We start from the raw sequence: 19,325 nt of genomic DNA, 5'->3' as shown, positions 1-19,325 counted from the left end.
GGGCTGAACCGTTAGGCGGACAGTCCAGTGGACTGTCCGTAGGTTCAGCCTGAGTGAGGCGGTAGCCGAGCGAGGGTGGGTTTGGGTCTCGCCGTTAGGCGAGTCCGTGATTGCTGGCTGAACCGTTAGGCGGACAGTCCAGTGGACTGTCCGTAGGTTCAGCCTGAGTGAGGCGGTAGCCGAGCGAGGGTGGGTTTGGGTCTCGCCGTTAGGCGAGTCCGTGATTGCTGGACCGGAGGCGAAGCCGTTCAGCGAACAGCCGTCTGCGGTCCCCGTGCACATCTGTCTACAAATGCCCGCATCCAGCCTGTTCTGGGCTACAGTGGAGTCATGAGTCTAGACAACAGTCAGGGGAATGTTGTATTTCCGCCAGCAACGATGCCGCAAGCCCAAAATGTGCCTTTGCCCGATCGATTCGATCAATCTCAGCCAAATCAACCGCAGCTGAATCAGTCTCCTCAGCTGCCGCCGCAACAGAGCGCTGCACAGCCATGGCCGCTGAATCCCGCAGCCGCGGTTTCGATCCGAGGCCTGTTCAAACACTTCGGCCAGAAGATCGCGGTCAATGGCTTAGCCCTCGATATCCCGGTCGGCTCATTCTATGGCTTGGTAGGCCCCAATGGTGCCGGTAAAACCACTACTCTCAATATGGTCACCGGTCTTTTGGTGTCGGATGCCGGCAATGCGATGATTCTGGGCCACGATGTATGGCAGGATGTCAACACCGTCAAACGCATGATTGGCGTGATGCCTCAGCCCGAGCAGATTTTCGACCGTCTCACCGGTATGCAGCTGCTGGTGTATTCCGGCATGCTGCGTGGCATGAAGCGAGACGAGTCTCTTGCACGCGCCAAAGACCTGTTGTCTGCTTTCGATCTGGCACAGGCAGCGGACGTGATGGTGTCCGATTATTCCGCCGGTATGACCAAAAAGATCTGTTTGGCGTCCGCCATGATCCACAGCCCGCGCATTCTGGTCCTGGATGAACCGTTTGAGTCGGTTGATCCGGTGTCCAGCGCGAATCTGAAGGATATTCTTATCGAATACGCCCATACCGGCGGCACGGTGATCATCTCCTCGCACGTGATGGCGCTCGTGGAGAAGATGTGTACTCATGTGGCCGTGATCAATAACGGCATGGTGAGCGCGGCTGGCACGGTCGAACAGGTTGCCGCCGGCGAAGACCTTGAAGATCGTTTCCTGCAGCTGGTCGGCGGACGCCATGCCGCGGTTCGTATCTCTTGGCTGGACGGCGGTACTGCGCATACGCCGAATCCGAGTGCGTCGCATGCCGCGAACGGGCCGGATGCCATAAGCGAATCGAGCCGGCAATGACCGCGGTGCTTACTCTCGTCCGTCTGCGTTGGGCCCTGACCCGGGCCACCCTGAAGAAATCCGTCTGGCAAACGGTCGGATATGTCATCGCGCTTGTCATTGCGATCGGCACCATCATCGGTGCAGCCGCAGCCGCTTGGGGTGTAGGGCTGTTGCCGCCATTCGTCCAGCCCAAACCGGATATCGCACCATTCAATATCCTGGGGCCTTCAGGCATACTGAACGTTGCCGTGGTGCTGGTCGGCACCGTGCTGACGCTGATGGTCGGCCTCGTTCAATTGATGCTGCTGGGCGAAGGCTCCACGATGAGTCCGCGCAAATTCGCCCTGTACGGTATTCCTGACCGTAAGCTGCAATTCGGACTGCTGATCTCAGGTCTGACCGGACTGCCGGCCATCACCGGGCTGCTATCGCTGGTGGCTTGGGCGTTCGCCTACCGAACCATCGGAGCCTGCGCCGTGATTGTTGCTCTTGTGGCGGCACCGTTGGCGGTAATCACGATGATGAGTCTGGCGAAGCTGCTCATCGCGCTGTCTACCACGCTGATCACATCCTCACGTGGCAAAGGTGTGTTCTACATTGTGGTGATCGTATTATTCGTCGCGGCTTGCCAAGCTCCGAATCTCCTGATCAATGGCAGTGGCGCCAGCGCGTTCGACCCTGCTGCTGCGGTTCTCAGCGCCAAAGTCGCCGCATGGACTCCGCTGGGTGCCGCTTTCCAACTGCCCTTTGACGCGGCTTTCGGCCATGTCGGTCTGCTGCTGGCACGCATCGGGGTTCTGGTACTCACGTGGGTGGTGTGTTTCGCTGGGTGCACATGGTGCCTCCGACATGAACGCCTGACCACGGGTGCCTCACGCACGGTGAAAACGAAGGGCCTCGGCGCATTCGGCTGGATGCCTGATTCGGTGTCGGGCGCTGTCTCTGCCCGTCTCCTGACTTATCTCAAGCGGGATCCGCGCCAAGCCATGATATTCGTGATGCCGGTGTTCTTCGTCATCATCTTCTCGTTGCAGTCACATGGCGAAAGCATGATGATTTGGCAAGCGCTTATCTGGTCCGGCTGGATGTTGGCCGTAGCAGAAAGCAACGGCTTGGCCTATGACGGCCAAGGTCTCACCATGGAAGTGATTGCCGGCGTAAGGGGATTGGACGATCGCAAAGGTCGTGTACGGGTCTATGCGGCAATCGCCATCATCTATTTGACGGTGCTCGCCGTCGCAATAGCATTCGCCACCGGCGATTGGGCCGATGCCGACAGATTGCTGCTTGGGCTTATGATCTGGGCCATCGGCTTGGCTACGGCGTTCTGCGGACTAGGTCTTTCGGAAATCACCTCCTGTGTGTTCCTGTATCCGGTTCCTGCGATGGACAAGCCGTTCTCCTCGCCGCAAGGGCGTGCCATGGCACAAGGGTTCTTCCCGTTCATCTATCTGTTCGGCTCGCTGCTGTTGCTCCTGCCTACCGGTGTCGTTGCGATCATACTTGCGCTGGTCGGTGTGATCACTTCACTGTATTGGGTGTTGATTCCGGTCGCGCTCGCCAACGGCGTAGGCATGTTGGTACTTGGGACATGGCTCGGCGGTAAGCTGTTGGATGCGCGAGCGCTTTCGATCGTTAACACGCTCGACTCGTTCGCCTCGTTGCAGCACTGACCTGTACTCCGTGCGCAGGAAGCGTCGCCGGAGTACTCATAGGGCACCACCATAAAGGAGCACGATGGTTTCCACAGCGGCATCACGCCGGCGTCGGCGTGAGGATCAGCAGAACGTACGTCAGCCACGTGGACGTTCGCTGACTGTCGCACTGTCGTCGCTGGTTACCATCGCGTTGTTCGTCTGCTATTGCGTCGGGGATATCACCGATATGATTCCCGGACCGTTGACGCTTTCGCCGGTGAACGAGCCGACGTTTGCGGGTCCCGTCACAGCCAAAACCGGTGGCAGCATCGTCGGTGACGTGGACCTGACCCGTGCCATTGACACCTCGGCTGCGTCGTCGTTGGTAGACGAACTGCTTGCCACGGAAGGCATCGGCATTGACGTATCCGTAGTCATCGAGGATGGGCAGGGCAAGGTCGCCGCCGAACATAAGGCCGACGCCACACGAGAGCCCGCGTCTACCATGAAAACGCTTACCGCGTTTGCCGCCGCGTCCACGCTCAACATGGCATCCACGCTGGATACGCAAGTGTTCCTGACCCAAACGGATGATGGCGCGAATACGCTGACCATCAAAGGCAATGGCGATATGCTGCTGTCGGCCGGACAGTCCGATCCGAACCACGTCAACGGGCGTGCCGGCCTTGCCACACTCGCCCAGGCGACGGTCGCGGCGTTGGCGCAACGTGGCATTACCACGGTGAGCCTCGCCTATGATGACACGTTGTTCGGCGATACGCGGGTGCCGTCCGGCTTGCGCGGCAACGGGGACGTGGTGATGGACGACTATACGATGTACGCCACGCCCGTTTCGTCCATGGCGGTAGACGAAGGGCGTCAGTATTCGGATGACATGCCGGCTCCCTCCGACCCGGACGATTCCGCTGGATACCCTGAATTGTCGCAGACGACCGCTTCTGATACGGCTGACATGTTCGCTTCATTGCTGGCCGACAACGGTATCGCCGTCAACGGTCAGGCGACAGCGGGCGAGGCACCCGACCAAGCGACGCCGGTCGCCTCCGTAAGCTCTGCGACGTTGGCGGAGATCATGGCCTATACGTTGCGACATTCGGATAACACGCTTGCCGAGGAATTCGGCCGTCTGCTCGCCTTGCATCAGGATACGGGCAACAATCCGGAAGGTGCCACCACGGCCGTCAAATCCGTGCTGGACAGCCTCGGTATCCCGACGGATGGTCTGATCATGGCCGACTGTTCGGGTCTTTCTCCCGGTTCCCTGCTTTCCGTACGTACTCTGGTGGCTGTGCAGCAGCGGAATCTGACGGCCGGCTCGGGGACCGCGGCAGCTGAGGGTCTTTCGATCGCAGGTCTGATCGGTACCGCGCAGAACCGCTATACGGATGAGTCGGTGGCCGGACTGCTGCGCGTGAAAACAGGCAGTCTGGGCACCGTAACCTCGATGGCCGGCAACGTATCACGTACAGACGGTGGAGTGCTCGCTTTCGCCGTAATCGTCAACAATCCGGACGATATGGCCGCCGCACGCACCGCCATCGACTCGTTCATCACCAAACTTGCGGGGTTGTGATGCCATATACTCCACGACTGCGCAAAGCGGTGGGCGAGGTACGTGCGGCCTTGGAACAAACCGGACTGGAGCGTCAATCGACGGCGTTCGCTCGTCACGGTAGCCATGAGCCCGCACAGGACGCGCCATTGGTGCTTGTCGCCTGTTCGGGCGGGCGTGATTCGACGGCGCTTGCCGCGGTGACGCGCACGGTTTGCGGCATGCTGGGTCTGCGCGCCGGGGCGGTTATCGTAGACCATGATCTGCAGTCAGGTTCTGCTGAAGTGGCACAAGCCGCAGCCTCACGTTGCAGGTCGCTTGGCTTGAATCCGGTCGTAATTCGCCGTGTGGACGTGAACGAGCGCGGTGAGGGCTTGGAAGCCGCCGCCCGCGAGGCCAGATACCATGCGCTGACTGATGTTGCGCGAGACATGCAGGCAACTGCTGTACTGCTGGCTCACACGATGGACGATCAGGCGGAAACTGTGGCTATGGGCTTATTGCGCAGTCGTGGCATCGATGCCATTGCCGGCATGCCGTCTTCGTTCCGACGCGATGGCGTGATGTTTGTGCGTCCGTTGCTGCATCTCTCCCGGGAGGAAACCACCGGTATCTGCGAAGATCTTGCGCTTGACTACTGGGATGATCCGACCAACGGCGAATCGCTGGAAGGTGAGTTGCCCCGCGACTATCCGCTGCGTTCCCGAGTCCGCCACGATCTGCTGCCCGCCGTCTGCCGGTTTGCCGGTGCTGACATCACTCGTCGTCTTGCGCAAAGTGCGGAACTTGCCCGTCGTGACAAGGATTTTCTGGATCAGTGTGCGGATCGTGCGTTGGCGGAAAGTGTGGTGTTCGCCGATCGGGCCGGTACTCTGAAGTCGTCAGACCAGCCGGGCCAATCGGATTCGCCGGCGCCACTGAACCGGGTGATGCTAACTGTCGACGCGCGCAAGCTTGCCGGCGAGCATCCGGCAATTCGTCAGCGTGTTATCGCCCATGCGCTGAATCGGATGGGCATTGAGACGAACGCCGTGCAGACGATGGCCATCGATCGATTGATCGTCGACTGGCATGGCCAAGGGCCTGTGCATCTTTCCAGTGGATATTCAGCGAATCGCAAGAAACACGTCATTCGCGTGTGCCAAGATGGAGCGCATGCGAATCGCTGATGTTGAGCAAGATATTGACCACGAGCTGGTCAGCAAGGAACAGATTGACGCCAAGATCCATGAGGTCGCCGCGCAGGTGAGCGAAGACTACCGAGACAAGAACCCGCTGCTGGTCGCGGTGCTCAAAGGAGCCGTGAACACGCTGGTCGCTTTCTCCGAGGCTTTGAGCATTCCTGCGCAGATCGACTTCATGTCGTTGTCCAGCTACGGTGCGGGCACGGTGTCGAGCGGAACGGTGACGGTTCGTCAGGACCTGTCGACAGATGTTCGCGGTCGGCACATTCTGATCGTGGAAGATATTATCGATTCAGGACGCACGCTTGCCTGGCTGGTGGAAGAGCTCAAGCGCCGCGGTGCCGCCTCTGTCGAGGTGTTTGCACTGCTGAGCAAGCCTTCCCGCCGTGAGGTGGACGTGGACGTGAAATATGCAGGATACGAGATTCCTGATGAATTCGTGGTCGGCTTCGGTCTGGACTATGACGAACGTTACCGCAATCTCGATTCGATCGCGGTCCTCAAGCCATCCGTCTACCAAGGAGAATAACGTATGAGCTTCCCCCAGGGGCCTGGGCAGGGCAACGGCAACAATCCGAACCCCAATAACCGTAATAACGGCAATCCGTTCACCAATCCGTTCAATCGCGGCAACGGCAACAACGGGCGTAAGGCCAACGGCAACGAGAACCGGCCGGTGTGGCAGTCGCCGTGGCTGTGGGGTGCGGTGCTGGTCGTGATGTGCGTGCTGATGTTCCAGATGTTTACCGGCAGCGGCACCAAGACCATCGACACCAAGGACGGCTTCGCGCTGCTGAACCAGGGCAAGGCCACGTACGCCGAGATCACGGACAACAAGCAGGTGGTTCGTCTTGAGCTGAAGAACGACTTCACCAAGAAGGATGCCGACACCGGCAAGACCACGAACTACGGCAAGAACGTGCAGTTCTACTACACCTTTGCGCAAGGCGCTCAGGTGGCGAAGGCCGTAGAGAACGGAGACCTGTCCAAGGGCTGGACCTCGAATATCGAGCAGACCAGCATGATGAGCTACCTCATCACCTCGATTCTGCCGTTCCTGATCTTCTTCGCGCTGTTCTGGTTCCTGATGAGCCGTATGGGCGGTGCCAGCGGCATGATGGGCATGGGCAAGAAGAACAACGGCAAGCTGTTGGAAGGCCAGACCCCCACCACCAAGTTCTCCGACGTGGCCGGTGAGGATGAGGCCGTGGCCGAGGTCGAGGAGATCAAGGACTTCCTCAAGGATCCGTCCAAGTACAAGGCGCTCGGCGCGCGTATCCCACGTGGCGTGCTGCTGTATGGTCCTCCCGGTACCGGTAAGACGTTGCTGGCCCGTGCCATCGCCGGCGAAGCGGGCGTGCCGTTCTACTCGATGGCCGGCTCCGACTTCGTAGAGATGTTCGTCGGCCTTGGTGCCTCCCGTGTGCGTGACCTGTTCGACGAGGCCAAGAAGAACGCTCCTGCCATCATCTTCATCGACGAGATCGATGCCGTGGGTCGCAAGCGTGGCTCCGGCATGGGCGGCGGCCATGACGAACGCGAACAGACGCTGAACCAGCTGCTGGTGGAGATGGACGGCTTCGATAACGATACGAACCTCATCATCATCGCTGCAACGAACCGTCCTGACGTACTGGACCCGGCTTTGTTGCGCCCGGGTCGATTCGACCGTCAGGTAGGTGTGGCCGCGCCGGATCTGGAAGGCCGCGAGGCAATCCTCAAGGTGCATGCCAAGGGCAAGCCGTTCGTGCCGGATGTGGACCTGCATATGGTGGCCGTGCGCACGCCTGGCTTTACCGGTGCCGATCTGGCCAACGTGCTCAACGAAGCCGCACTGCTGTGCGCTCGCGCCGGTGCTCAGCTCATCGACAATCGCGCCATCGACGAGGCCATTGATCGTGTACAGGCCGGCCCGAAGCGCAAGTCGAAGGGCATGGCTCTGGAGGAGCTGCGCAACACCGCCTATCATGAAGGTGGTCATGCACTGGTGGCTGCAGCCTTGAACGATACTGATCCGGTGACGAAGGTGACGATTCTGCCGCGTGGCCGTGCCCTGGGCTACACGGCTGTGATGCCCACTTCCGATCGCTATTCCCAGTCGCGCAACCAGCTGCTCGATCAGATGGCTTACGCAATGGGCGGCCGTACCGCTGAGGAAATCGTGTTCCACGATCCCACCACCGGTGCTTCGAACGATATCGAGAAGGCCACGAAGATCGCTCGCACGATGGTGGTCGAATATGGCTTCTCCGATAAGCTCGGTGCCATCAAGTGGGCCGATGACGACGATCAGACCACGGTGATGGATGGTCTTGCCCCGCGCAAGTACTCCGATCGGACCGCCGAAATCATCGATGAAGAAGTGTTGAAGCTCGTGGAAACCGCGCACACCGAGGCGTGGACCATCATCAACGAGAACCGCGATATTCTCGACGAACTGGTTCGTCAGCTCCTGGTCAAGGAGACGCTGAACGAGAAGGAACTCGCCGAGATCTTCGCTCCGATCAAGAAGGCGCCGGTGCGCCCGGTATGGCTATCCAACGATCGCCGTCCTGATTCGGACAAACCTCCGGTCGAGATCCCCGAGTCCCTCAAGCGTTCGGTCGGCATGCAGGTCGGAGAGTGATTCCCCTTCGGAAATCCTCGTCCGTCAATCTCGACGATTGAGACGTAAGGGGCAGAACAGATGCAAGTAAGCCCGTAGCCCCAACCAGCTACGGGCTTACTTATAATCGCTTACTCATAATCTCTGACTCATAATCAATGAGCGGTGAGAAGATCGGTAGGAGAGTAGGACACAAGGAGAGAAGATGACGGAAACTGTTGACATCGAACCAACCCGTACTTACGACGAGGAAGGCGTGCGCGAAGCGGTGCGCCTGTTCCTGAAGTCCATCGGCGAAGACCCGGAGCGTGAGGGACTGGTGGAGACGCCGGACCGTATCGCCCGCGCATGCAAGGAACTGTTCGCCGGGCTGCATTCGTCGCCGGCGGATGTGTTGGAGAAGCATTTCGACGTGGACACCGATGAACTGGTGTTGGTCAAGGATATCGAGCTGTATTCGGTGTGCGAACATCATTTGCTGCCGTTCCATGGCGTGGCCCATGTGGGTTATATTCCCGCCAAAGACGGCGTGATGGGCCTGAGCAAACTGGCTCGTCTGGTGGAGGTGTATGCCCGTCGTCCACAGGTGCAGGAGCGCTTGACCCAGCAGATCGCCGACGCATTAGTGGACTACGCCGGGGCTCGTGGAGTGATTGTGGTGACCGAGTGTGAGCACCTGTGCATGTCGATGCGCGGTATCAAGAAGTCCTCCGCTCGTACAGTCACTTCCGCGGTGCGCGGATTGTTGCGCAATCCCGCCACTCGCGCCGAGGCCATGAGCTTGATTTTGGATAAGTAATCGGCCGCGCGTTTTCGGCCTCTTGTGCTTCTGTGCCGGGGACGCCGCAATATAGGTGATGCGAGACCGAGAGTACGACTGACAATAGTGGAAAGAGTATCAATGACTGATCTGCAGACGTTGCATGATGCGCCGAATACGATGGTGATGGGCGTGCTCAACATCACCGCGGATTCCTTCTCGGACGGAGGGCTCTGGCTGGACCCGGCCAAGGCCGCCCAGCATGGTCGTGACATGATGGCCGCCGGAGCCGACATCATCGATATCGGTGCCGAATCGACTCGTCCGGGAGCCAAGCGTGTGTCTGAAACCGATGAACTCACCCGTATCACCGGTGCCGTTGAGACGTTGCTGCCGGCCGGCGCGACGTTGTCCATCGATACGACGCGCGCATCGGTGGCTGCTGCTGCCCTTGAGCGTGGCGCACAGATCATCAACGATGTTTCCGGCGGCACGTTGGATGCGGAATTGCCGCATGTGGTGGCCGATTACGATTGCCTATACATCGTGCAACATTGGCGCGGATGGCTCGCCGGCTCCAAGGGTGCCACGCCGGATCAGGATACGTCCGTATATGAGCATGGCGTGCTTGCCGACGTGCGTGACGAGCTGATGCATCAGGTGGACGGTGTGTTGGCTGCCGGCGTCAAGCCTGAACGCATCATCATCGATCCGGGCTTGGGCTTCTCGAAGCCGGGGATCGAGCATAATCTGCCGCTGCTGGCTGGTCTGGAGACCTTCCGCGCCACCGGTTATCCGGTGCTTATCGGCCAGTCTCGCAAGCGCTTCATCTCGGCGATGCTGACCGCAGGAGGCGTTGCGGATGCGGATATGGCGGACCGCGACAATGTGACCGCCGGCTTGTCTGCCTTGTGCGCCGAACACGGTGCGTGGGCCGTACGCGTGCATGACGTGGCCAAGAGCCGTGCCGCCGTCATCGCCGGCAATGCATGGCGTCGGTACCAGCAGGCATAGCGTCGACTATTCAATGCCTAGCTGTGGTAACGGCGTCCAGCAATAGCGCTCGGCAATAGCGCAACCAAGAGGAGCTTCAATCATGGATACGATTCGACTGACCGGCGTACGAGCCAACGGCACCCACGGTGTGCTCGACTTTGAGCATGAACGTGCGCAGCCGTTCGTGGTGGACGCCACACTGTACCTCGACCTGACAGCCGCCAGCAGTTCCGACGCCTTGACCGACACCGTGGATTACGGTCGCGCCGCCAAGGAGATCGTGGCCGTGATCGAAGGCGTGCATGTGGACCTTATCGAGCGGCTGGCTGGAATCATCGCCGATCGGCTGCTCGCCATCGATCCGATCGTCAAGGTGGACGTGACGGTGCATAAGCCGCATGCGCCCATCACCGTGCCCTTCGATGATGTTGCGGTATCCATTACCCGTGCTCGTGAAGCGCAGGGCGGTGTAGCCGCACGGTCTGCGACAGTCTCGGGCGGTGAGCATGCGGTGCCTTCGGAAGCGGGAACGCATATGCATACCGCAGTGGTGGCTCTGGGTGGCAACATTGGCGAAGTACGCTCCACCTTGCGCGCCGCCGTACGTGAAATGGATGGATTACCCGGCACTCAGGTGACTGGCATCTCACCGCTGTTCCGCACTGCCGCGTGGGGTATGGCCGACGGCGCCCCCGATTTTCTCAACGCGGTGGTCGAACTGGAAACCACTATGGGAGCTCATGAGCTGCTCGCCGCTTTGCAACAGATCGAAGCCGACCATGGACGCACACGCGAACATCATTGGGATTCCCGTCCGCTTGATTTAGACATCATCGACTTCGATGGTCAGACCAATGCCGACGAAGACTTGGCATTGCCTCACCCGCGTGCATGGCAGCGCGCCTTCGTGCTCGTGCCGTGGCATGCGCTCAATCCCGGGGCTCGACTTGCGGGTGCACACGGAGGATTGGTAGCTGATCTTATGGCAGCTGCTCCAGATCGCGACGCAGTGAAGCTTGATTCCGAGGATTGGATGCTCGGCGAGCACAACTATACGTGCGAGCCGGAATCCGAACCGGTGTCACGCCGCGCGGTGATTTCCATGGATTCCACATCCGCTGATGCTGAGCGACTGTTCCGGGAGGTGATCGTTTCCATCGACGGCATGCCCGGCAATCAGGTGCAAGGTATTTCTCCGCTGTACCATGTGGCGCATTTTGACGGACCGGATGCCATGAGCGCCGTCATACAAGTGGAGACGAAGTTGTCGGCCGCTGATTTGATCGCGGCTCTTGGCAGCGTGGAATCCGCGCATGACAACATTGTCGACCTTGATCTGGTGGATATGGAAGGCGTTGTTGCAGACGAACCGCATTGCCGTGTGCCGTGGCCGTCCGCTCGTGAACATGCCTCGGTACTCGCCCCGTGGATGGATATGGATCCGAACGCCACACTGGGTGGTGATCCGGTTTCCTTCCTGCTTGCGATGGCACCGGATGCCGGGCAGGTGGGATTGCTCACGGATAACTGGATTCTATCGGGCAACTTGGGTGACTAGAGCAAAGAACTCCCCAGTACACGAACACTGATGTAACGGCGTCGGATCGATTCGCGAGACATCGCCGTGCGTGCCTCGGCTGTGAGGCGCAGACGGAAAGGACACACATGAAGGCACGTCGAACTCCTTGGTGGCAGTATGGCATAGCCGCCGCGCTCGGGCTGCTGGCCGGCATCGGTCTGGCGGTTTATGGCGAACGCTCCGGCTTGTCTCTGATCGGGGCCCCATGGGTGGTGGCCGGTCTGCTGGCGGTATTGGGTGTGATCGTGCTGGCGCTCGCCCTTCAGGTGCACAAGTATGCGAACACGGATCCCAAGAAGCGTCCGCACAGCTTCGTGAACCCCACGGTGGCGGTGTACACGTTGGTGCTAGCTAAAGCGCTTGGATTGGCTGGTGCCGCGCTCGCCGGCTGGTATGGCGGGCAGATTCTCATGAGTATCAGCCATTTCGAGGCACCGTTCTACCATGACGCGATTATCGAATGCGCCGTTTCGGCTGTGATCTGCGTGGCCGACATGATTATCGGGATCATCGGTGAGTGGTTGTGCCAGTTGCCGCCCAATGAGGGACCGGAGAATCCGAAAATGAAAGCCGTGTCCCGAACCCGGAACACGGCGCAAGCGTATAAGCAGTAGCATCAGTCGATGCTGATGAGGATCTGAACAGCTGTGTCTGGCGCGTCAGGTTAGCGCGTCGGCACGCGTACCATGGCCTCTTGAGCGATGGCGGCTACCAGCTGGCCGTCGCGCGAGTAGACCTTGGCGATGCCGAGACCGCGTCCATGCGCGGCGATCGGCGTATCCTGCACGTACAAGTGCCATTCGTTGATGTCGATATCGCGATACCACCACATTGAATGATCGATGGAAGCGTACGAAATACCGGGCGTGGAGATCGACAGTCCGGCGCGGCGCAACACTGGCTCCATCATCACCTGATCGCAGCCGAGCGCAAGCATCGCACGATGCATCACCTGCGGTACATCAACGTGACCGTCCGCCTTCATCCACACCATCTGTTTGCCGGAATCATGTTTCGCGGACTGCTTATCAGCCTGAAGCATCACCGTGGGCGTCACATGACGAATATCGAACGGCGATTTCTCGGCGTAGTAGTTTGCGAACGGTGACTTTTCGGCGAACGGTTGCATCAGTTCTTTGGCTGAAGTGAGATTTTCGGGCTCCGGAAGGTTTTCCGGCATCGGATCGGCGAATTCCACACCTTCCTGACCGGTTTCCTGGAAAGAGGCTATCGCAGTGAGAATCGACCCCTCGGATTGAGTGACGTTGACTCGGCGTGCGGAGAACGAACGCCCGTCGCGCAACGTTTCCACGTCGAACAGCAGATCCTGGCGAATGTCTCCGGCGGCGATGAAATATCCATGTACCGAGTGCGGCAGACGTGAGGCGGGAACGGTTTTAGAGGCTGCGACTACTGATTGGGCGATCACCTGCCCGCCATAGACACGGCCGGTGGGGAAGTACAGACTTTCTCCGTTGATATAGGTGTGTTCCCGGTAGCTGGAAGGTTCACCCAAGGTAAGCACCTTCACCAAATGATCCAACGGCGTGACGGTGGCAGCCTGAGCCATGATTCCTCGATTCGTGTGGGTCGTACATTTTCTGTGCTGCTTCGCAGTTTACGCAGACGGAGTTAAGAGTGCCGGCAGATGGATGTAACGAACCTGTGAGAAAGGTAAACGGTCGGTTAGGTGTGAAATATGTCCGGCATGCGGGCGTGACTGTGAACAGTGACCGAGAATGAGGAGTGGCGGACGAGACCAGCGTCATAACAAAGGAGGCCGCCACCATATTGGTGACGACCTCCGGTAAACGCTGGAGCGCTCGATACTCGCTCAATAAGCGCTCAATAATTGAGCGCTACTGTATCAATCAGCCGCGCACGAGCTTCTTGTGCAGACGGTGCGGACGGGCCGCATCCTCGCCAAGACGAGCTACGCGGTTCTCCTGATAGGACTGGAAGTTGCCTTCGAACCAGTACCACTTGGCCGGGTTCTCATCGTCGCCTTCCCAAGCGAGGATGTGGGTGGCCACGCGATCAAGGAACCAACGGTCGTGGGAGATCACCACGGCGCAGCCCGGGAAGCCGAGCAGTGCGTTTTCGAGGCTCTCCAGAGTCTCCACATCCAAGTCGTTGGTGGGCTCGTCGAGGAGCAGCAGATTGCCGCCCTGCTTCAGGGTCAAAGCAAGGTTCAGACGGTTGCGTTCACCACCGGAAAGCACGCCGGTGAGCTTCTGCTGGTCGGAGCCCTTGAAGCCGAAGCTGGCCACATAGGCGCGGGTCGGCACTTCGACGCCGGCCACTTCGATGAAGTCAAGGCCGCCGGAGACCGCCTCCCACAGGTTCTTGTTCGGATCCAGACCTGCGCGGTTCTGATCGACATAGCTGATCTTGACGGTGTCGCCGATCTTCAGCTCACCGCTGGTGAGCGGCTCCAAGCCGACGATGGTCTTGAACAGGGTGGACTTACCCACGCCGTTCGGACCGATCACGCCGACGATGCCGTTGCGCGGCAGGGTGAAGGAGAGGTCGTCGATGAGCACACGGTCGCCGAAGGCCTTGTGGATGTGCTTGGCTTCCAGCACCGTGGAACCCAGACGCGGGCCGGCCGGAATCTGAATCTCGGAGAAGTCCAGCTTCTTGTTGTTGCGTGCCTCCTGCTCCATCTGGTCGTAACGCTCCAGACGGGCCTTGTTCTTGGCCTGACGGGCCTTGGGGGAGGAACGCACCCAGTCGAGTTCGTCCTTGAGGCGCTTGGCCAGCTTGGCGTCCTTGGCACCCTGGATCTCCATACGCTTGGCCTTGGTTTCCAAGTAGGTGGAGTAGTTGCCCTTGTACGGGTACAGGTGACCACGGTCCACCTCGCAGATCCACTCGGCCACGTTGTCCATGAAGTAACGATCGTGGGTGACGGCGATGACGGCGCCCTTGTACTGGTGCAGGAATTGCTCCAGCCACAGGATGGATTCGGCATCCAAGTGGTTGGTGGGCTCGTCGAGCAGCAGCAGATCCGGGGCTTCGAGCAGCAGCTTGCACAGAGCCACACGACGGCGCTCGCCTCCAGAGCACACGTTCACCGGGGTGTCCGGGTCAGGGCACTGCAGTGCATCCATAGCCTGTTCGAGCTGGGAGTCGAGATCCCAGCCGTCGGCGGCGTCGATCTCGGTCTGGAGCTGGCCCATCTCCTCCATCAGCGCGTCGAAGTCAGCGTCCGGGTTGGCCATCTCCTCGCCGATTTGGTTGAAGCGGGCCACTTTCTCGGCGATCGGTCCGAAGGCCATCTTGATGTTCTCGCCCACGGTTTTGGTGTCGTCCAGCGGCGGCTCCTGCTGCAGAATGCCCACCGTGAAGCCCGGAGTCAGCGTGGCTTCGCCGTTGGAGACGGTTTCGATGCCGGCCATGATCTTCAAGAGCGTGGACTTACCCATACCGTTGGGGCCCACCACGCCGATCTTCGCGCCCGGCAGGAAGCTCAGGGTCACATCGTCAAGAATCACGCGGTCGCCGTAGGACTTGCGTGCCTTGATCATCTGGAATACGAATTCTGCCACTTGCAGTTGCTCCTTAGAAAGGTTGGAATTTCGCCGTTTCTAGTCTTGTCTGTGTTGTTTGTGCGGGTGCGGTGTGTGCGGTACGGTGCCGTGTTGGCCGTATGGTTCCCACGATGTTCGATGTATTGGCCCAGATGTTGTGATACCTGTCCACATTACGATCGAATCCCCGTCAAACTACCGCCCACCATGGTATCGGAAGGGCTGGAATGGCAGGGGCTCGTTACGGGTTGCGTGGCGGACGCAGCACGGGTGGGGCGGCAAGTTGCATGTGGTGTCCGGGGCTTTGATGGACTTGAGGTTCTTGTCTTCGTGTTTTATGGCCTCAATACGGCCTCAATATGGCCTCAATATGGCCTCAATACGGCTTCGCACCATCCATATTGCATCAGCCATATGCGCACAGAGCGCGGAATGGGGGTGTATTGCTTTGCTGGGCTCGTATGTTTGCCACCATTTCAGGAATTCGGCATTATCGTGAAATTGGGACAAGGCCTTGCTTTCGTGACTTTGGGCTTGGAATTCACAAATGGCTTTATTTCAAGGATTTGGAGAAATGGTGATTTGTCCCCACAGACATGTCAATCGTTGGACGCTCAAATGGAGACACGGCATCTTGCCACCATTTTCAAAAAGAGCCGATTACAGCAAATAGTGGCACGTTTTCTTGTCTTGTATTGTCTCGGGACATGCGTCAAGTATGCCCTGAGACAATACAATTGCCGTTATAGAGATACATAAGACAGAGGCCAACGCAGGGGAGTGAAAATGACGCCGGTTGAATTGGCAACGCGCAGACGGGTTACTGGTCTGACTTCAGCGGAGTTCGCCAAACTGTTCGTGACTTTGGAACGTAAAGTGGACGGCGAATCCGCGCATTGGGATGCCTCGGATGTGGAATCATGGGAGATCGTTGGACCGCCGGTGGTGGCCGAGCAACATCTCAATGACGCGTTCGCGGCAGCCAATGAATTCGTAGCGACCTTGGCGAAGCGCTTGTACCGCGCTGCCATGCCTGCCAAAGAAGGCGCAGTGTTGACCGCGTTTCCCGATGACCTGACATTCTGGTCCGCCCAGCCGGATTTCGGTGGCATTCCGCATGCGTTGTGGAATATCGCGGCATTGCAGGCCGCGGAGTGGATTCGTCAGGAAACCGGCGTTATCTGCGAACTGCATGCCCGTGAGCCGTTGGTGTGATGTGTGGTGAACGGCGGTCCGCCGGATCGATGGCGAACGACGAACCGCCGCACTTGTGAAGTTTCACGAAACATTTGTCTGTAGGATAACCATTTTGTTTGATATGCAACAATCTTCAGGCGAACGGAGTCCTATGAACGAACGCAGTGCGTCTACCCAGCCGACTGATCGATTGCCCAATGGCGGCAAGCGGCCGATGCAGTCAACATTGGTCATCGCGGTAGTGTCCTTGGCTATTTTGACGTTTTTGGGAATCCTGTCGGAAACGTCGCTGAATATCGCGTATTCCACGCTGATGCAAGAATTTGCGATCGATGCATCTGTGGTGCAGTGGCTCACCACCGGTTACCTGCTACTGCTTTCCGTGGCGATTCCGGCCTCGCCGTTCATGGTGCGTCGTTTCGCCACCAAAGCGTTGTTCATTGCCGCGGTTTCGGTTTTCACTGTCGGCACTATACTGGGCGCGTTCGCGACCAACTTCCCATTGCTGCTCGCCGCGCGATTGGTAATGGCTCTGGGCACCGGCATCTCATTGCCGTTGATCACCAACATCATTTTGGAAAAAGCGCCGCTCGAACAGCGTGGAGCCATGCTTGGCATCGTGAGCCTGGTAACCTGTGCCGCGCCGGCCATTGGCCCGGTATTCGGCGGTATCGTCATGGAATACCTGAACTGGCATTGGATTTTCTACACCATGCTGCCATTTCTGGTGATTTCATTCCTGCTGGGCATGGCTACGGTACCGGAGATTCGTCATCCCGGCGATAAAGAACAGGCAAGCATCAGCATGCCGTCGTTGCTGCTGGTCGCCGCTGGATTGTCAGGGCTGATCGTGGCCGTGAGCTTCTTCGCCAGTTGGAATGGCGATTGGCGATTCTGGCTGGTATTGGCCCTGAGCATGGCTGTGCTGACAATATTCGCGCTGGTGCAGCTCAAGATGAGCAAGCCGCTGATTGAAGTCCGTGTATTCGCCTATCCGGGATTCTCGCTGGGCATGATGATTTTGCTGATGGCTTCCGGCAGCGTTCTGGGGCTGAACTTCCTGTTGCCGATTTTGCTGCAACGCGGATTCGGCATGAGCAGTCTTTCGGCGGCTTTGACGTTGCTGCCCGGCGCGGTAGTGGGTGCCATTTCCGCGCCATTGATCGGCAGTTCCCTGAAAAACCATTTCCCGCCGAAATTTATCGTGATTGGCTTCGTCGTAGTCGCGATAATGGATGCGATATTCATCGCCGTCACGGGGAACGTTTGGGTGATCGCCGTAGCGTACGCGGTATTTATGGCGTTTTCCGGATTCGTGCTGGTTCCCGATCAGACGCATGCGTTGAACCAGCTGCCGAGCCAACTCAATGCGGATGGTTCTGCGGTAATGAACACCGTGCAACAAATGGCAGGAGCGATCGGTACCGCGGTGGCCAGCGCGTTGATCACCGAATTCGCTGCGATGGAGCTTGCGGATGGTGCCAGTCAGTCACAGGCATATCTCTCGGCGTTCCCCGCCAGCATGTGGGTGCTTGCCGGTATGGCATTGCTTGGTGTGGCGCTCGCCGCACTCATGTTCCGTTTCTCCACTCGTCGTCCGCCGCAATTGGTGGTGACCGATGTCGCGCACCGATAGGGGATGGGCATAGGCGCGAGCCGGCGGTGTGCCTGGAATGCCGCCGGTCGTAGGCTGGGACGAAAACGTGCCTCTGCTCGTCTGTCGTCCCAGCTGAACAGTGTGTTCAAAGTGTCCAGATTGTTTTGCGGATCGCTTATCAGCAGCGGTCGAATGAGAATCGGGCGATCTCATCGAGCGCTTGCTGACTTTCGTCCAGCCATGTCATGCCGATGGGGTAGACGTGGCCAAGCGTTTCGTGCCGGCCTGTTTTGCGATCTGACAGTTCGAAATCAGCGCCCTTGCGTGATAGTGCGGTCGCCAAAGCAAGCGCGTCGGCCTCAAGGAAATCATCGCTTGATGTGAGGATGAACAGTGGCGGCAGATTGATGTTGTTCACGATGCCTTCAGCCGTCAAATACATAGGGTCGGCGGCATCGAGTCCGGCGAAGAACTCTGCGCCGAGCATATGTTCCAGCATCGCTCGTTTGGACGGGTCGTAGCCGATGCCGAGCTTGCCGTCTCGCTTGGCTGCAGCCTCGGACGCCATTGAATACACGCCGCACACCAGAGCGCCGCCGGCAAACCGCAAACCGGAAGCCTGTTCGATACCGAACGCCCGAGCGGCGTCCGTACTGTTTTCGATGGCCAGTGTGAGTAGTGCCAGAGCGCCGCCGGCTGAATCGCCGGTAATGAACAGTGCGTCCGCATTGACCGGGTACTCACCCAAATGTGCCCTCAACCAACGCAGTGCAGCTTGCACGTCGGCCAGTTGCCCTTTGAGATCGGTTTGTGGAGCCGGTCGATAGTTGAGCGAAACCACAGCGAATCCGCGCGATGCCAGATGTGTGTTGAAATTGCGGTTGAGCTCCTTGTATCCGTAGGTAAATCCGCCGCCGTGAATGTCGATATACACCGGTGTGGTGTGTCCTCCGCGCACTGCGGCCTCATGAGGCAGATAGATGTCGAGCAGATGGCCGCGGCACTGGCCGGCTGCTTGGTCGGTGCCTCCATCCGGCAGGTATGCGATGTCGCATATGGCGTCCACGGTGTCGGGATCATGCCAGTATTCGGATCTTGATAGATCAAACAATGCGGTCTGATACCGGTTCATACGGAACGTCTGCGCTCGGTCGGCGGGCAGCGCGTCGAGGTCGCCATCGATTTCGGTCCAGTAGGAGAACCGTTCGGCCAACTGTGGGTCGATCTGCGGTTCGGCCAGATCCGGGAGGACGGCCGCGTTGCTTTCCTCGTCTGATGATTGATTGGTGATGACTGCCATGTCCGTTGCCTTCCTTGGTCCGTCGTAAGCGATTCGTTGTGCGCGAT

At 58.9% G+C, this 19,325-nt stretch carries 15 protein-coding genes; 12 read left to right on the top strand and 3 right to left on the bottom strand.

From position 1 onward, the window contains the following. The first annotated feature begins 378 nt into the window (after positions 1 to 378). From CUU80_RS05030 to CUU80_RS04985, 10 genes are all read left to right on the top strand, one after another. Positions 379 to 1,335, top strand: a complete 957-nt coding sequence (locus CUU80_RS05030; RefSeq protein WP_100496248.1) for an ABC transporter ATP-binding protein — start codon at positions 379 to 381, stop codon at positions 1,333 to 1,335. Continuing rightward, positions 1,332 to 2,990 carry an ABC transporter permease gene (locus tag CUU80_RS05025; protein ID WP_100496247.1) on the top strand — a complete coding sequence of 553 codons (1,659 nt, stop codon included), beginning with the start codon at positions 1,332 to 1,334 and terminating at the stop codon, positions 2,988 to 2,990. Before CUU80_RS05030 ends, CUU80_RS05025 begins: the two co-directional genes overlap by 4 nt. A 64-nt stretch (positions 2,991 to 3,054) precedes the next feature. After that, positions 3,055 to 4,548: a D-alanyl-D-alanine carboxypeptidase/D-alanyl-D-alanine endopeptidase gene (gene dacB, locus CUU80_RS05020; protein ID WP_100496246.1), complete on the top strand. Its 1,494-nt coding sequence runs from the start codon at positions 3,055 to 3,057 to the stop codon at positions 4,546 to 4,548. Then, positions 4,548 to 5,696 (top strand): tRNA lysidine(34) synthetase TilS, encoded by a 1,149-nt coding sequence (gene tilS, locus CUU80_RS05015; protein ID WP_100496245.1) that lies wholly within the window; start codon positions 4,548 to 4,550, stop codon positions 5,694 to 5,696. Before dacB ends, tilS begins: the two co-directional genes overlap by 1 nt. Continuing rightward, positions 5,683 to 6,240, top strand: coding sequence for a hypoxanthine phosphoribosyltransferase (gene hpt, locus CUU80_RS05010; RefSeq protein ID WP_100496244.1), 558 nt, complete (start codon positions 5,683 to 5,685; stop codon positions 6,238 to 6,240). Before tilS ends, hpt begins: the two co-directional genes overlap by 14 nt. Before the next feature lie 3 nt (positions 6,241 to 6,243). Beyond that, positions 6,244 to 8,337, top strand: coding sequence for an ATP-dependent zinc metalloprotease FtsH (ftsH, locus tag CUU80_RS05005; RefSeq protein WP_100496243.1), 2,094 nt, complete (start codon positions 6,244 to 6,246; stop codon positions 8,335 to 8,337). A gap of 184 nt (positions 8,338 to 8,521) precedes the next feature. Continuing rightward, complete coding sequence (folE, locus tag CUU80_RS05000; protein ID WP_100496242.1) at positions 8,522 to 9,115, top strand: GTP cyclohydrolase I FolE; 594 nt, start codon at positions 8,522 to 8,524, stop codon at positions 9,113 to 9,115. A gap of 102 nt (positions 9,116 to 9,217) precedes the next feature. After that, positions 9,218 to 10,090, top strand: coding sequence for a dihydropteroate synthase (folP, locus tag CUU80_RS04995; protein WP_100496241.1), 873 nt, complete (start codon positions 9,218 to 9,220; stop codon positions 10,088 to 10,090). A gap of 82 nt (positions 10,091 to 10,172) precedes the next feature. Further along, the gene (folK, locus tag CUU80_RS04990) at positions 10,173 to 11,630 is read left to right on the top strand and encodes a 2-amino-4-hydroxy-6-hydroxymethyldihydropteridine diphosphokinase (protein ID WP_100496240.1); all 1,458 of its coding nucleotides are present in this window, start codon (positions 10,173 to 10,175) and stop codon (positions 11,628 to 11,630) included. Between the two features lie 107 nt (positions 11,631 to 11,737). After that, on the top strand, positions 11,738 to 12,265 hold the full coding sequence (locus tag CUU80_RS04985; protein WP_100496239.1) for a DUF3180 domain-containing protein: 528 nt from the start codon (positions 11,738 to 11,740) through the stop codon (positions 12,263 to 12,265). Between the two features lie 50 nt (positions 12,266 to 12,315). Here CUU80_RS04985 and CUU80_RS04980 read toward each other — a convergent pair whose 3' ends face one another. Together CUU80_RS04980 and ettA are read right to left on the bottom strand one after the other, a co-directional pair. Beyond that, complete coding sequence (locus CUU80_RS04980; RefSeq protein WP_100496238.1) at positions 12,316 to 13,221, bottom strand: acyl-CoA thioesterase; 906 nt, start codon at positions 13,219 to 13,221, stop codon at positions 12,316 to 12,318. A gap of 301 nt (positions 13,222 to 13,522) precedes the next feature. After that, entirely contained in the window at positions 13,523 to 15,202 is a 1,680-nt protein-coding gene (ettA, locus tag CUU80_RS04975; RefSeq protein ID WP_100496237.1) for an energy-dependent translational throttle protein EttA, read from the bottom strand. Between the two features lie 768 nt (positions 15,203 to 15,970). Here ettA and CUU80_RS04970 point away from each other — a divergent pair. Beyond that, positions 15,971 to 16,399 carry a hypothetical protein gene (locus CUU80_RS04970; RefSeq protein WP_100496236.1) on the top strand — a complete coding sequence of 143 codons (429 nt, stop codon included), beginning with the start codon at positions 15,971 to 15,973 and terminating at the stop codon, positions 16,397 to 16,399. Between the two features lie 133 nt (positions 16,400 to 16,532). Then, a complete protein-coding gene (locus CUU80_RS04965) occupies positions 16,533 to 18,017 on the top strand; it encodes a DHA2 family efflux MFS transporter permease subunit (RefSeq protein ID WP_100496235.1) in 1,485 nt (494 codons plus the stop codon). 139 nt (positions 18,018 to 18,156) lie between these two features. Here the strand turns inward: CUU80_RS04965 and CUU80_RS04960 are convergent, their stop codons facing one another. Further along, positions 18,157 to 19,278, bottom strand: coding sequence for an alpha/beta hydrolase (locus tag CUU80_RS04960; RefSeq protein ID WP_207760083.1), 1,122 nt, complete (start codon positions 19,276 to 19,278; stop codon positions 18,157 to 18,159). Between the last annotated feature and the right edge of the window lie 47 nt (positions 19,279 to 19,325).

Source organism: Bifidobacterium scaligerum (genome assembly GCF_002802865.1).
GTDB classification, from domain to species: domain Bacteria; phylum Actinomycetota; class Actinomycetes; order Actinomycetales; family Bifidobacteriaceae; genus Bifidobacterium; species Bifidobacterium scaligerum.
Note: the sequence above shows the minus strand (reverse complement) of the source record. Positions and strands in the feature narration are given on the sequence as shown.

Coding starts and splice junctions, on each gene's coding strand:
- CUU80_RS05030 (WP_100496248.1), top strand. CDS start 379: ATGCCGCAAGCCCAAAATGTGCCTTTGCCCGATCGATTCGATCAATCT.
- CUU80_RS05025 (WP_100496247.1), top strand. CDS start 1,332: ATGACCGCGGTGCTTACTCTCGTCCGTCTGCGTTGGGCCCTGACCCGG.
- dacB (WP_100496246.1), top strand. CDS start 3,055: ATGGTTTCCACAGCGGCATCACGCCGGCGTCGGCGTGAGGATCAGCAG.
- tilS (WP_100496245.1), top strand. CDS start 4,548: ATGCCATATACTCCACGACTGCGCAAAGCGGTGGGCGAGGTACGTGCG.
- hpt (WP_100496244.1), top strand. CDS start 5,683: ATGCGAATCGCTGATGTTGAGCAAGATATTGACCACGAGCTGGTCAGC.
- ftsH (WP_100496243.1), top strand. CDS start 6,244: ATGAGCTTCCCCCAGGGGCCTGGGCAGGGCAACGGCAACAATCCGAAC.
- folE (WP_100496242.1), top strand. CDS start 8,522: ATGACGGAAACTGTTGACATCGAACCAACCCGTACTTACGACGAGGAA.
- folP (WP_100496241.1), top strand. CDS start 9,218: ATGACTGATCTGCAGACGTTGCATGATGCGCCGAATACGATGGTGATG.
- folK (WP_100496240.1), top strand. CDS start 10,173: ATGGATACGATTCGACTGACCGGCGTACGAGCCAACGGCACCCACGGT.
- CUU80_RS04985 (WP_100496239.1), top strand. CDS start 11,738: ATGAAGGCACGTCGAACTCCTTGGTGGCAGTATGGCATAGCCGCCGCG.
- CUU80_RS04980 (WP_100496238.1), bottom strand. CDS start 13,221: ATGGCTCAGGCTGCCACCGTCACGCCGTTGGATCATTTGGTGAAGGTG.
- CUU80_RS04970 (WP_100496236.1), top strand. CDS start 15,971: ATGACGCCGGTTGAATTGGCAACGCGCAGACGGGTTACTGGTCTGACT.
- CUU80_RS04965 (WP_100496235.1), top strand. CDS start 16,533: ATGAACGAACGCAGTGCGTCTACCCAGCCGACTGATCGATTGCCCAAT.
- CUU80_RS04960 (WP_207760083.1), bottom strand. CDS start 19,278: ATGGCAGTCATCACCAATCAATCATCAGACGAGGAAAGCAACGCGGCC.